Origin of the sequence: Roseovarius sp. D22-M7, assembly GCF_037083785.1 — a bacterium.
GTDB lineage: Bacteria > Pseudomonadota > Alphaproteobacteria > Rhodobacterales > Rhodobacteraceae > Roseovarius.
The window spans coordinates 66,715-80,241 of record NZ_JBAPKY010000007.1 but is presented as its reverse complement, the minus strand read 5'-3'; the positions used below and the strand labels follow the sequence as shown (position 1 = coordinate 80,241).

At 67.3% G+C, this 13,527-nt stretch carries 12 protein-coding genes; 6 read left to right on the top strand and 6 right to left on the bottom strand.

Going from position 1 to position 13,527, the window contains the following annotated elements:
- Positions 1 to 60: 60 nt before the first annotated feature.
- Both V8324_RS05120 and V8324_RS05115 read left to right on the top strand, forming a co-directional pair.
- Positions 61 to 1,863, top strand: a complete 1,803-nt coding sequence (locus V8324_RS05120) for an aminopeptidase P family protein (RefSeq protein ID WP_336418843.1) — start codon at positions 61 to 63, stop codon at positions 1,861 to 1,863.
- 61 nt (positions 1,864 to 1,924) lie between these two features.
- A complete protein-coding gene (locus V8324_RS05115; RefSeq protein ID WP_336418842.1) occupies positions 1,925 to 2,266 on the top strand; it encodes a DUF427 domain-containing protein in 342 nt (113 codons plus the stop codon).
- A 479-nt stretch (positions 2,267 to 2,745) separates the two neighbouring features.
- Here the strand turns inward: V8324_RS05115 and xseA are convergent, their stop codons facing one another.
- Positions 2,746 to 4,248: an exodeoxyribonuclease VII large subunit gene (gene xseA / locus V8324_RS05110; protein WP_336418841.1), complete on the bottom strand. Its 1,503-nt coding sequence runs from the start codon at positions 4,246 to 4,248 to the stop codon at positions 2,746 to 2,748.
- A gap of 73 nt (positions 4,249 to 4,321) precedes the next feature.
- On the opposite strand from xseA, the gene purD reads away from it, so the two are divergent.
- Complete coding sequence (gene purD, locus V8324_RS05105; protein ID WP_336418840.1) at positions 4,322 to 5,584, top strand: phosphoribosylamine--glycine ligase; 1,263 nt, start codon at positions 4,322 to 4,324, stop codon at positions 5,582 to 5,584.
- A gap of 68 nt (positions 5,585 to 5,652) precedes the next feature.
- Here purD and V8324_RS05100 read toward each other — a convergent pair whose 3' ends face one another.
- Entirely contained in the window at positions 5,653 to 5,976 is a 324-nt protein-coding gene (locus V8324_RS05100) for a 2Fe-2S iron-sulfur cluster-binding protein (RefSeq protein WP_336418839.1), read from the bottom strand.
- 129 nt (positions 5,977 to 6,105) lie between these two features.
- Here V8324_RS05100 and V8324_RS05095 point away from each other — a divergent pair, with 129 nt between their 5' ends.
- Positions 6,106 to 6,474, top strand: coding sequence for an OB-fold nucleic acid binding domain-containing protein (locus V8324_RS05095; protein WP_336418838.1), 369 nt, complete (start codon positions 6,106 to 6,108; stop codon positions 6,472 to 6,474).
- 7 nt (positions 6,475 to 6,481) lie between these two features.
- Here the strand turns inward: V8324_RS05095 and V8324_RS05090 are convergent, their stop codons facing one another.
- Positions 6,482 to 7,516 (bottom strand): NAD(P)/FAD-dependent oxidoreductase, encoded by a 1,035-nt coding sequence (locus V8324_RS05090; RefSeq protein WP_336418837.1) that lies wholly within the window; start codon positions 7,514 to 7,516, stop codon positions 6,482 to 6,484.
- Between the two features lie 56 nt (positions 7,517 to 7,572).
- On the opposite strand from V8324_RS05090, the gene mnmD reads away from it, so the two are divergent.
- Complete coding sequence (mnmD, locus tag V8324_RS05085; protein WP_336418836.1) at positions 7,573 to 8,250, top strand: tRNA (5-methylaminomethyl-2-thiouridine)(34)-methyltransferase MnmD; 678 nt, start codon at positions 7,573 to 7,575, stop codon at positions 8,248 to 8,250.
- On the top strand, positions 8,247 to 9,116 hold the full coding sequence (locus V8324_RS05080; protein WP_336418835.1) for a DMT family transporter: 870 nt from the start codon (positions 8,247 to 8,249) through the stop codon (positions 9,114 to 9,116). The genes mnmD and V8324_RS05080 overlap by 4 nt, the downstream gene beginning before the upstream one ends.
- 13 nt (positions 9,117 to 9,129) lie before the next feature.
- Here the strand turns inward: V8324_RS05080 and aroA are convergent, their stop codons facing one another.
- The 3 genes from aroA to V8324_RS05065 all read right to left on the bottom strand — a co-directional run bounded on the left by aroA (position 9,130) and on the right by V8324_RS05065 (position 13,406).
- Complete coding sequence (gene aroA, locus V8324_RS05075) at positions 9,130 to 10,476, bottom strand: 3-phosphoshikimate 1-carboxyvinyltransferase (RefSeq protein ID WP_336418834.1); 1,347 nt, start codon at positions 10,474 to 10,476, stop codon at positions 9,130 to 9,132.
- A gap of 90 nt (positions 10,477 to 10,566) precedes the next feature.
- Positions 10,567 to 12,165, bottom strand: coding sequence for a phosphoglycerate dehydrogenase (gene serA, locus V8324_RS05070; protein WP_336418833.1), 1,599 nt, complete (start codon positions 12,163 to 12,165; stop codon positions 10,567 to 10,569).
- 86 nt (positions 12,166 to 12,251) lie between these two features.
- Complete coding sequence (locus tag V8324_RS05065) at positions 12,252 to 13,406, bottom strand: phosphoserine transaminase (protein WP_336418832.1); 1,155 nt, start codon at positions 13,404 to 13,406, stop codon at positions 12,252 to 12,254.
- Positions 13,407 to 13,527: the final 121 nt, after the last annotated feature.

Below are 13,527 nucleotides of genomic sequence, written 5' to 3'. Positions count from 1 at the left end.
CCATTCCTGGCGCGCTTCTCTAGCACAGCATGACAAGTCCGACCGCAAGAGGCCCGCCCGATGTTCCAGAGCTTTTCGGAAACCGCCCGCCCCGAGCAGGGCCCGCCGCGCCTGGCAAAGTTGCGCGAGGCCATGGCAGAGGCCGGGCTGGCCGGGTTCCTGGTGCCGCGGGCCGATGCGCATCAGGGCGAATACGTCGCTGCATGCGACGCGCGGCTGGCCTGGCTCACCGGGTTCACCGGCTCTGCGGGGTTCTGCGCGGTGCTCGTTGAGGCGGCCGGGATCTTCGTCGACAGCCGGTACCGCGTGCAGGTCAAGGCGCAGGTCGATTGCGATCATTTCACGCCCGTCGACTGGCCGGAAACCCGGCTCGGCACGTGGCTCGCGGCGCATCTGCCGGCAGGCGGCACCGTGGGGTTCGACCCGTGGCTCTATACCCCAGAACAGATCGAGACCGTGCGCGCGGATCTGTACAAAAGTGCCATCCGCCTTGTACCGTCCTTAAACTTGGTCGACCGCGTCTGGACGGAGCGCCCAGCCCCGCCGCAAGGCGCGATCACCCCCTGGCCGGACCGCCTGGCGGGGATGACACATGGACAAAAACGCGCGCAACTGGCTGAAACCCTGCGCGCTGCGGAACAGCGCGCGGCGGTGATCACGCTGGCCGATTCGCTGGCCTGGCTGCTGAATGTCCGCGGCACGGACATCCCGCGCAACCCGGTGCCGCAGGGCTTTGCCATCCTGCACGATGACGGGCACGCCGCGCTCTTCACCGATCCCGCCAAGCTTCACGGCGAGACCCGCGCGCATCTGGGTGACGCGGTCACGGTGGCCCCATCCGACGCGTTCGGCCCGGCGCTCGACGGCCTTTCAGGGCCGGTGCGGCTCGACAAGGCAAGCGTGCCGCTCTGGGTCGTGCAGCGCGTCGAGGCGGCGGGCATATCGCATCACTGGGGCGAAGATCCCTGCATCCGCCCCAAGGCACGCAAGACCGAGGCCGAGATCGCCGCCACCCGCACAGCCCACCTGCGCGACGGCGCGGCGGTCTGCGAATTCCTGGCATGGTTCGCGGACCAGGCCCCCGGCACGATCACCGAGATCGACGTGGTCACACAGCTCGAGGCGTGCCGCGCCGCGACAGGCGAGTTGCGCGACATCAGCTTCGACACGATCGCCGGGTCCGGCCCGCACGGGGCCTTGCCGCATTACCGCGTCAGCGAGACCAGCAACCGCACGCTGACCGATGGCGATCTGCTGGTGCTCGACAGCGGCGGGCAGTATCTCGACGGCACGACGGATGTCACTCGCACCCTGCCGGTGGGCGATCCCGGCGCGGCGGAACGAGAGGCCTTTACCCGGGTTCTGCAGGGCATGATCGCGATCTCGCGGCTGCGCTTTCCGAAAGGGCTGGCGGGGCGCGATCTCGAAGCCATCGCGCGCTATCCGCTGTGGCTGGCCGATCTCGATTACGGGCACGGCACCGGGCACGGTGTGGGGGTCTATTCATGTGTGCATGAAGGGCCGCAGCGGCTGTCGCGCACCTCGACCGTGCCGTTGGATCCGGGGATGATTCTCTCGAACGAGCCGGGCTATTACCGCGAGGGCGCGTTCGGCATCCGTATCGAGAACCTCGTCGTGGTCGAAGCGGCCACGCCGCTGCCCGGCGGCGACAAGGGCGACCGACTGACCTTCGAGACGCTGACCTATGTGCCGATCGACCGGCGCCTGATCGACACCGACATGCTGAGCGCGCCAGAGCGCGACTGGCTCGACCGTTATCACGCCGCCTGCCGCGAGAGGCTGACCCCCCTGCTGTCGCCTCACGCCCGGGACTGGCTGGAGAGGGCGACGCAGACACGCTGACACGGGTCTGTTAAGGTTCTGCGTCAGATGAGTGACCACAAGCGATGAAAAGGGATGGATCATGCCGAGGATAAAGATACGCAAGGCGACGGGCACCTGGTCGGTACGCGCCGGCGGGGCGGTCATCGCCGAAAGCCGCGACGCACTGGAACTGATCGAGGGCGAGAACGCCGCAGTGATCTACTTCCCGCGCGCCGATATCGCCATGGCCTTTCTCGACGAGGGCGACCGCACCAGCCATTGCCCCTTCAAGGGCGACGCGCGCTATTACTCCATCGTCACCAAGAGCAAGACGCTGGAAAACGCGGCGTGGAGCTATGAGGACCCGCTACCCGACGTGGCCGACATCAAGGACCATATCGCCTTCTATACCGGCGAGCTGGTCGCGGTGGAACAGATCTGAGCCGGGCGCCGGGGGCGGTCTGTTCTGAACGGGTGAGCACGCGGGCACTGCCGTCGCATGTCCGCGTGCCGGTGATCCAACTTGGCCGGGACCGAACCCGCGCGGGCGCGGCACAGGCAAAGGACATCCCGTCGGCATCGACCCCGAACCGGTCTCGGCCGCCCGAAGGCCCGGACGTTGCGGCCTGCAGCCGGCGTGATCGACCGCCAAAGCAACAGATCGTTTGAAAACGGGTCACCCCGCAGCTTGCTGTAGGCAAGCGGATCAAGGGATCCAAGCGTCACATCAACGTGGTCACATGCCGCCCCCTGATCATGCGCCGGGCGCTGGACGCCACAGATCATCAGGCGACGCAAGACGGCCACCGGCCTTGAAGGGCCACCGTGGCGATGGGTCTTCAAACACATCTTCGCCCTGGCCAAGTCGCTGTCAACGTCTGGCAAGATATTGAAATCATCCATCCATGTCGAACAGGCCACTCAGAACAGGCTGCCCTGGTCCTCGGGCGGGTCTTTCGGCCGGGCGGCGGGCTTGACCGGTTTGCGCGGCATCTCCGCGTCAGCCCCGACCCCGAGGATACCGTCGGCGAACTCGATCTCGAGCATCGCGGCCATGGCGGCGGCGTCGCGCGTGGTCACGAGCGAACCGTCGCCGCGCACCACCGCGTAGCCGCGCCGCAGGGTCGCCTTGTAACCGAGCGTCTCGCGCAGCCGGTCGAGCGTTTCCATCCGCTCGCGCCAGCCCTGCACCTGCCGATTTGCGGCATCCGAGAACCTTATGGTCAGCCGGTCGAGATCGCGCTTCCTCTGATCGATCTCGCGCGTCAGGGCGCGGGTATTCAGCCGCGCAGCGGTATCGCGCAAGCGCCGCCTGTCGCCCTCGACCGCGCGGCGCAACAGTGACGGGCGCAGCGCGCCGGCGCGTTCGGACAGCGCCACGCGGCGCATCTGAACCGTGCGGATCAACGCCGCCGGCAGACGCTCGGCCCAAGTATCGAACCGCTGGCGCGGGGTGTCGAGCAGCGTCTCGACACGCGGCAACGCGCGCGCCAGATCACGCAGGCGTTGCCCGCGCAGCCCGATCGCGTTGCCTTGCGCCTGGCTGAGCCGCGCTGCCTGCTTGTCGAGCCAGGCCAGCAGATCCAACCGCACCGGCACAGCCAGCTCGGCCGCCGCCGTCGGCGTCGGCGCGCGCTTGTCCGAGGCGAAATCGATCAGCGTCGTGTCGGTCTCGTGCCCCACCGCCGAGATCAGCGGGATGTCGCTGTCGGCGGCGGCGCGCACCACCGCCTCGTCGTTGAAGCCCCACAGATCCTCGACCGAGCCGCCACCGCGCGCGACGATGATCAGGTCGGGCCGTGGCAGGGGGCCACCCGGGGTCATCGCGTTGAAACCGTGGATCGCGCGCACGACTTCGGGCGCGCAGCGTTCGCCCTGCACCGCGACCGGCCAGATCAGCACCTTGCGCGGAAAGCGCTCGCGCAGGCGGTGCAGGATGTCGCGGATCACCGCGCCAGAGGGCGAGGTGACGACGCCGATGATCTCGGGGAGGTAGGGCAATGGCCGCTTACGGTCGGCGGCGAACAGCCCTTCGGCCTCCAGCGCCTTCTTGCGCTTTTCCAGCATCGCCATCAGCGCGCCGACGCCCGCCGGCTTGATATCCTCGATCACGATCTGGTAGCGCGACTGGCCGCCGAAGGTCGTCAGCCGGCCGGTCGCGACAACCTCCATCCCCTCTTCGGGTTGCACCGACAGGCGCGAGGCCACGCCTTTCCAGATCACGCCCGACAGCACCGAGCGATCATCCTTGAGATCGAGGTAGATATGGCCCGAGCGCGGCCGCGCGATGCGCCCCAGCTCGCCGCGCACGCGGACATGGCCAAACTCGCCCTCGATCACCCGCTTGATCGCGCCCGACAACTCGGAGACCGAGAATTCGGGCGCGTTTTCACCGGGCTCGGGATCGTCGATTAGATCGGACATGGCTTTGCCTTGTGTCTGTTGTCCGGCCACCCTAGAACGCGTGGCAGCCAAGGCCAAGACGGAGATGCGCGGCATGAACATCCTGATCCTCGGCGGCGGCGGCCGCGAACATGCCCTGGCCTGGGCGGTGCTGCAGAACCCCAAATGCGACCGTCTGATCGTGGCGCCGGGCAATGCCGGGATCAACATGATCGCCGAATGCGCCACGCTCGACCTGTCGGATGGCGGCGCGATCGCGGGGTTCTGCGAGGCGGAGGCGGTGGATTTCGTGATCATCGGCCCCGAGGCGCCGCTGGTCGCCGGGGTGGCCGACCGGCTGCGCGAGGGGGGGCTTCTGGTCTTCGGCCCCGGTGCCGAGGCGGCCCGGCTGGAAGCGTCCAAGAGCTTTGCCAAGACGATCTGCGATGCGGCGGGGGCCCCGACGGCGGCCTATGCGCATTTCACCGATCACGAGAGTGCGCGCGCCCATGTCGCGGCACAAGGCGCCCCGATCGTGATCAAGGCTGACGGGCTGGCCGCCGGCAAGGGCGTGGTCGTGGCCGAAACCGTGGATCAGGCGCTCGCCGCGCTCGACGACATGTTCGGCGGCAGTTTCGGTACCGCCGGGGCCGAGGTGGTGATCGAGGAGAGGATGACCGGCGAAGAGGCTTCGTTCTTCGTGCTGTGCGATGGCGAGACGGCGCTGCCCATCGGCACCGCGCAGGACCACAAGCGCGCCGGCGAGGGCGACACCGGACCCAATACCGGCGGCATGGGGGCCTTTTCGCCCGCCCCGGTGATGACCGACCAGGTCACCGAGGCGGCGATGAACGAGATCGTGCACCCGGTTCTGGCGGAAATGACGCGCCGCGGCACGCCATATCAGGGCGTTCTGTTCGTCGGCCTGATGATCGAGAACGGCAAGCCCCGGCTGATCGAGTTCAACGTGCGCTTCGGCGACCCGGAATGCCAGGCGCTGATGATGCGGCTTGGCGGGCAGGTGCTGGACCTGATGCAGGCCGTGGCCGAGGGGCGGCTGGATCAGATGTCGGTGAACTGGGCCGAGGATCACGCCATGAGCGTGGTGATGGCCACGCGGGGATATCCGGGCGCCTACGAGAAGGGCAGCGTGATCGCGGGCCTCGAGACCTGCCCCGAAGACAGCTTCCACCAGGTCTTCCATGCAGGGACCGCGATGCGCGACGGGCGATACGTCGTCGATGGCGGGCGCGTTCTTGCGATCACCGCGCGCGGGGCGAGCCTGCGCGAGGCGGCCGACCGGGCCTATGCGATGGTCGACCGGATCGACTGGCCCGAAGGGTTTTGCCGCCGCGACATCGGGTGGCGGGCGCTCTGACGGCCCCGGATAGTTTCGCTGGAAATAAAGACGCCCGCGATCCAGAGGACGCGGGCGCGTTGTAAGGCTCAGATCTGTTTTTCGGGCATCTGCACGACCAGCCCGTCGAGCGCGTCGCTGACCTTGAGCTGGCAGGTCAGGCGCGACCGTTCGGGATCGGGCTGATAGGCGAAATCGAGCATGTCCTCTTCCATGTCCTCCCGCGCGGGCAGCTTCTCGACCCATTCGGGCGCAACATAGACATGGCAGGTCGAACAGGCACAGGCGCCGCCGCAATCGGCCTCGATCCCGGGGATGTTGTTGTCGCGCGCGCCTTCCATCACGGTCAGGCCGGTGGGGACCTCGACCTCGTGCCGCGTGCCGTTATGCTCGATATAGGTGATCCTGGCCATGGCTGGCATGCTCCCTTTGCTCGCGTGTCACCGGGCTACCTAGCCAAGCCCCCTGCCCGAGACCAGCCCCATTTGCGCCGTATCGGCAAAAGAGTTGCGACGCGTGGTATATGTTCTATTATTGTTCTCATGACCAATCCCCTGCCGCGACCGCCGTCCGCCCTTGTGGCCGACCAGCTTGACCGGGTGCCTGCAGGCGCGCGGATCACCGTGGCGGGACTGGTGCTTTTGCGGCAACGGCCCGGCACCGCGCAGGGCGTTGTCTTCGTGACGCTCGAGGACGAGACCGGCGTGGTGAACGTGGTGATCTGGCGCAATGTCTTCGAGAGATTTCGCCGCGCGGTGGTCTCGGGCCGGCTGTTGCGTGTGACCGGCCGGGTGGAGCGGCAGGCCGGCGTGGTGCACGTAGTTGCCGAGGTGATCGAGGACGTCTCGGGGCTGCTCGACCGTCTGAGCGATCCTGACAGCGGGCTATCGCAGCCCGCCACGGCGGGCTGAAACCGCGTTACAGCGACGCCTCGGGCCGGAAGCCGTCGGGGATCGCGTCGCGCCCGTCGAGCATCAGGTCGGCCATCACCTCGGCCACCTTCGGGGCCATGCCGAAGCCGATCTTGAACCCGCCATTGGCGATGAACTGGCCCGCATGCCGCGGATGCGCCCCGAGCATGGGTGCGCGGCTGCGGGCGCGGGGGCGTATCCCGGCCCAACGATCGATCACGCGCGCACTGGCAAGCGCGGGCACCGCCGCGACCGCGCGCGCGATCACCGCGTCGAGCTGGTCATCGGTGCTGGCGGGGTCGTCGTGATACCGCTCGGAGGTCGAACCGACGGCGGTGGTGCCATCCGCATGCGGCACGATATGCAGCCCGTCGGCGAAAAGCTGCGGCCGGTCGCGCGCGTCGAGATCCAGCAGCGCGGCCTGCCCCTTCATACCGCTGCCGACAAGCCTGGGATGCCCGGTGTTCAGCGCCTCGAGCCCGGCCACGCCCGTCGCCCAGAGCACGCGCCCCTCGTCCGGGCCGTCGCAAAGTACCTCTGCGCCCGTGGCCCGCAAGGCCGCGGCCAGTGCGTGGCAGGCGCGCCGGGGGTGCAGCCGCGCGCTGAGCGTGTCGTGAATGACATGCCCGGTCGGGCTGTGCGGGCACCAGTCGCCCCTCGCAGGTTCCACGCGCCAGGCGGCTTTGCCCTGCCACAGCCGACCCGCGCTGATCTCCCTGTCGCGCGCAAGCTTCAGCGCGGCCGCCTCGGTCACCGGCTGCACGCGGCCGGTTCGGGCATAGCCCGGCGACAGGCCCGACACCGACGCCACCTCGGCCCAGAAAGCCTCAGCCATGATCAGGCTGTCGAACTGGAACGCCTTCTTGTCGTTCCAGTTTTCCGGCACATGCGGGGCGAGGGCGCCGACGATACCGCCCGAGGCGCCCGCGCCGGGACCGTGCGGGTCGATCACCCGCACCTTCGCGCCACGCCGCGCACAGGCCCAGGCCACCGACAACCCGAAAATTCCCGCGCCGCGCACTGTCACATCAGCCGTTGTCATTCCGCTGCCTCCGCGCGATGCTCCACGTCGTTGCGCCTTCCCTAGAGGATCCCCGCATGCAGGACCATCCCGCCGATCTTGTCTGGCGTGACGGCGACGTGCCCGTCTCGACGCGGTTCGACGATCCGTATTTCAGCCTCGAGAACGGGCTGGCCGAGACGCGGCACGTCTTTCTGGCCGGCAACGACCTGCCGGCGCGGTTCCGCGACGGGTTTCACATCGCCGAGTTGGGCTTCGGCACCGGGCTGAACCTTCTGGCGGCACTCGCGGCCTGGCGCGCGGCGGGCGTTTCGGGGCGGCTGCACTACACCTCGTTCGAGGCCTGGCCGGTTGCGCCCGCAGACATGCGCCGGGCGCAAACCCGGTTTGCGGAACTGTCAGCAATCGCCGCCGAACTTGCGCCCTTCTGGCAGGCGCAGACGGGCCGGATCGAGCGGCCGGATCTCAGCTTCACGCTGGTCACCGGCGATGCACGCCGCACGCTAAGCCATTGGGATGGCATGGCGGATGCGTGGTTTCTCGACGGGTTCTCGCCGGCGAAGAACCCCGCGCTGTGGCAGCGAGAACTGATGGCGGAGGTCGCGCGCCACACGCCGATGGGCGGCACCGCAGCCACCTATACCGCCGCGGGCTTCGTGCGCCGCGGGCTTGCAGAGGCGGGTTTCCACGTGACACGGCAGACGGGATTTGGCCGCAAGCGGCACATGACCACGGCCGTGAAGGGCAGCGCATGACGGAACAGAACACCCGGCTCGGCATCTGGCTGATGGTGGCGACGACCTTCATCTTCGCGGTGCAGGACGGTATCTCGCGCCATCTGGCGGGGGAATACAACGTGCTGATGGTGGTGATGATCCGCTACTGGTTCTTCGCCGCTTTCGTGATCAGCCTGGCGGGCCGCAAGGCCGGCGGGTTGCGCGCCGCCGCGACCACCACGCAGCCGCTGATGCAGGGCTTTCGCGCGCTGCTGCTGATCACCGAGATCTGCGTGATGATCCTCGGCTTCACCCTGCTGGGGCTGGTCGAAAGCCACGCGGTCTTTGCCTGCTATCCGCTTCTGATCGCAGCACTTTCGGGGCCGGTTCTGGGCGAGCGTGTCGGCTGGCGCAGATGGGTCGCGATCGGGGTCGGCTTCATCGGGGTGATCATCATCCTGGAACCCGGCTTTGGCGTCTTTCAGCCGCAGGCAGTGGTGCCGTTCATCGCCGCGCTGATGTTCGCGCTTTACGGGCTGCTGACGCGCTACGTGGCCCGCGCCGACGATGCCGCGACCTCGTTCTTCTGGACCGGAACGGTCGGATCGGTGGGCATGACCGCCGTGGGCGTCTGGTTCTGGGAGCCGATGACCGCCCCCGACTGGGCGTGGATGGCGGCGCTTTGCGTCACCGGGGCGGCGGGGCATTTCACGCTGATCAAGTGCTACGAGGTCGCCGAGGCGAGCGCGGTACAGCCTTTCGCCTATCTGCAACTGCTGTTCGCCAGCACGCTGGGGATCCTGGTGTTTTCAGAGACCATCCGCCTGAACGTCGCACTTGGCGCGGCGCTGATCGTGGGCGCGGGGCTGTTCACGCTGTGGCGGCAGCGGCAGACCGTCGCGTGATCCCCGCGGCGGTCTAGCCGCGGCGAATATCCGCACCAAGCTGCGCCATCAGCGGCTCGAATATCGGAAATGAGGTGGCAATCGTGCCGGCGTCGTCGACACCGACCGGATCGGTGCTGGCCATGCCCATCACCAGGAACGACATCGCGATCCGGTGGTCGAGATGGCTGGCGCAGGTCTGACCGCCCGGGACATTGCCATGCCCGCGTCCCTCGACGATCCACCAGTCGGGACCGTCCTCGACGGTGACGCCCCCGGCGCGCAGACCGTCGGCCATCGCCGCGATGCGGTCGCTTTCCTTGACGCGCAACTCCTTGACCCCGCGCATCACCGTCTTATCGCGCGCAAAGGCGGCGACGACCGACAGCACGGGGTATTCGTCGATCATGCTCGCCGCGCGCTCGGGCGGCACGGTGATGCCGTTCATAGCGGGCGAGAAGCGCGCGCGCAGATCGGCCACCGGTTCGCCACCCTCCTCGCGCGGGTTCTCGTAGGTCAGGTCCGCGCCCATCTCGCGCAGCGTGGTGAACAGCCCCGCACGCGTGGGGTTGAGGCCGATATTGGGCACCAGCACATCCGATCCCGGCGTGATCAGCGCGGCACAGACCGGAAACGCCGCCGACGACGGATCGCGCGGCACATCGATTGCCTGCGGCGCAAGCTCGGGCTGGCCGGTCAGCGTGATGACGCACCCCTCCGGGGTCGTCTCGGTCACGATCCGGGCACCGAACCCGGCCAGCATGCGTTCGGTGTGATCGCGGGTCGCCTCGCGCTCGATCACCACGGTTTCGCCCGGCGCGTTCAGGCCGGCGAAGAGCACGGCGGATTTGACCTGCGCCGAGGGCACCGGCACGCTGTAGCGCACCGGCACCGGCTCGGCGGCCCCGAGGATCGTCATCGGCAGGCGCCCGCCCGCGCGCCCGAACGCCTGCGCTCCGAACAGCGCCAAAGGATCGGTCACGCGCGCCATGGGCCGCTTGTTGAGGCTGGCATCGCCGGTGAATGTGGCGGTGATGCCGGTGGTGGCCATCGCCCCCATGATCAGCCGCACGCCGGTGCCCGAATTGCCGCAATCGATCACCTGCGCGGGCTCGAAAAAGCCGCCCACGCCGACACCGTGCACCCGCCACGTGCCGTCCGCGTCGCGCACCACCTCGGCCCCGAAGGCCCGCATCGCCTTCGCGGTGTCGAGGACGTCCTCGCCTTCGAGCAGCCCGGTGATCACCGTCTCGCCCACCGACAGCGCTCCGAGGATCAGCGCGCGGTGCGAGATCGACTTGTCCCCCGGCACCTCGGCGCGCCCCCCCAGGGGCCCGCTTCGATGCGACGTCATGGGCGTCGGCATGGCGTGGCCGGACATGTGGCGGGGTCTCCTCATGATTGCGAAATCGCCTGCCTGATAGCGCAGGCAGGCGACCTCGTCCATCGCTCATCGGGGGTGACGGGGCTGTCAGCCCATGTCGAATACCAGTGGACGGATCTGCCGGAACTTGCCCGTCGCGTGCAATGCCTCGATGGCCGCCTTGGGCACCGGCGCATCGACATAGAGCAGTGCGATCGCCTCGCCGCCGGCATCGGAACGGCCGAGGGTGAAGTTGGCGATGTTGACGCCATGCTCGCCCATGGTGTTGCCGAGCGTGCCGATCATGCCGGGCTGGTCCTCGTTCGTGGTATAGACCATGTGGCGCCCGATCTCGGCATCGATGTTGATGCCCTTGATCTGGATGAAGCGCGGCTTGCCGTCCGAGAAGACCGTGCCGCCGATCGAACGCTCGCGCTTGGACGTGACCACGGTGATCTTGATATACCCCTCGAAGGCGCCGGACTTGTCCTGCCGTGTGGTGCTGATCCTGACGCCGCGTTCCTTGGCCACCACCGGGGCGGAAACCATGTTCACCTCGGGATTGACCGATTTCATGATACCCGCGACCGCGGCCGAAGTGAGCGCGCCGAGGTTCATCTCGCTGGCGACACCATCGTAAAGGATGTTGATCGCCTTGATCGGCTCGTCGGTCATCTGGCCGATGAAGTTGCCCAGGTGATCGGCCAGCTTGATCCACGGCCCCATGATCTTGGCCTCTTCGGCGGTGACCGAGGGCATGTTGATCGCGTTGGCGACGGCGCCGGTCAGCAGGTAATCCGACATCTGCTCGGCCACCTGCAGGGCGACATTTTCCTGCGCCTCGGTGGTGGCGGCACCCAGATGCGGGGTGCAGACGACGTTGGGCAGCCCGAAAAGCGGGTTCTCGGTCGCGGGTTCCTCGGCGAAGACATCGAGCGCAGCGCTGGCCACATGGCCCGACCTGATGAGATCGGCGAGGGCTTGTTCATCCACGAGGCCGCCGCGCGCGCAGTTGATGATCCGCACGCCTTTCTTGGTCTTCTCCAGCGCCTCGCGGCTGAGGATGTTGCGGGTCTGGTCCGTCATCGGCACGTGCAGGGTGATGAAATCGGCGCGCTTCAGCAGATCGTCAAGATGCTCGACCTTCTCCACGCCCATCTTGTCGGCCTTTTCCTGACCCAGAAACGGATCATAGGCGACCACCTTCATCTTGAGACCGCGTGCGCGGTCGCAGACGATGCCACCGATATTGCCGGCGCCGATCACGCCGAGGGTCTTGCCGGTCAGCTCCACCCCCATGAATTTCGACTTCTCCCACTTGCCGGCCTGTGTCGAGGCCGAGGCTTCGGGGATCTGCCGGGCGATCGAGAACATCATGGCGATCGCGTGCTCGGCAGTGGTGATCATGTTGCCGAAGGGCGTGTTCATCACGATCACGCCCCGTTGCGAGGCCGCGGCCTTGTCGATGTTGTCGGTGCCGATGCCGGCGCGTCCGATCACCTTGAGGTTCGTGGCGGCGTCGAGGATCTTTTCGGTGACCTTGGTCGCCGAGCGGATGGCGAGACCGTCGTAATCGCCGATCACCTCTGCCAGCCTGTCCTTGTCCTTGCCGAGGTCGGGCTGGAAATCCACCTCGATGCCGCGATCGCGGAAGATCTGCACGGCGGTTTCGGAAAGTTTGTCGGAGACGAGTACCTTGGGGGCCATTTCAGGGCTCCTTTGAGAAAAACCGTTGGGGGAGGGCCCGGATTCTCTGAAAGAATCCGGACAGATTTCTTTTCAAGAAATCGGGGTCACGCCGTCTCAGAGAGCGCCGCGATCTCGGTCTGATAGGCCCATTCGATCCACGGCATCAGCGCGGTGACATCGGCGGTCTCGACCGTGCCGCCGCACCAGATCCGCAAACCCGGCGGCGCGTCGCGATAAGAGCCGACGTCATAGGCCGCATCCTCGGCCTCCAGCCGCTTGACGACGGCCTTGGCGAAGGCGGCGCCATCGGTGATCCGGTCATCGGTGAATTTCAGGCACACCGACGTATTCGAGCGGATCGCGGGCTCATGCGCCAGGAAGGCCAGCCACGGGTGTTCCGCGACGAAGGCCTGCACCACCGCGAGATTGGCATAGGCCCGCTCGCGCAGGCCGTCCATGCCACCCACGCTGCGTGCCCAGTCGAGTGCCAGCAAGTAATCCTCGACCGCCATCATCGAGGGCGTGTTGATCGTCTCGCCCACGAAGATCCCCTCGTTCAGCTTGCCGCCCTTGGTCAGGCGGAAGACCTTGGGCAATGGCCAGGGCGGGGTGTAATTCTCGAGGCGTTCCACGGCGCGCGGGCTGAGGATGAGCATGCCATGCGCCGCCTCGCCGCCAAGCGCCTTCTGCCAGCTGAAGGTGGTCACATCCAGCTTGTCCCAGGGCAGGTTCTGCGCAAACGCGGCCGAGGTGGCGTCGCAGATCGTCAGGCCCTTGCGGTCGGACTTGATCCAGTCGCCATTGGGCACCCGCACGCCAGACGTGGTGCCATTCCACGTGAAGATCACGTCGTTGTCGGTATCGACGCTGTCAAGATCGACGATCTCGCCGTAGTCGGCGGTCTTCACCTCGGCATCGAGCTTCAGCTGCTTGACCGCGTCTGTGACCCAGCCCGCGCCGAAGCTTTCCCAGGCCAGCATCTCGACCCCGCGCGCACCAAGCATGGTCCACATCGCCATTTCCAGCGCCCCGGTATTCGAGGCCGGCACGATGCCGATCCGGTAGTCGTCGGGCACGCCGAGGATCTCGCGCGTGCCGTCGATCGCGGCCTTGAGCTTGGCCTTGCCCACGGCGGCGCGGTGCGAGCGACCAAGGGGCGCGTCCGAGAGCTTGTTCAATTCGAATGTGGGGGGTTTGGCGCAGGGGCCCGAGGAAAAACGCGGATTGGCCGGCCGCGTCGCCGGTTTCTGTATCGTCATCTCTGCTATCCTTCCAGATAAGCGCCCTTCGTTGGGGAAGGGTGTCCCGCAGATAGCAATACGTAGCTCCCCGCTCTTTCGCAAGTGCAGAAATGACGCTAAAGCGTCACCTGCGGGAAAA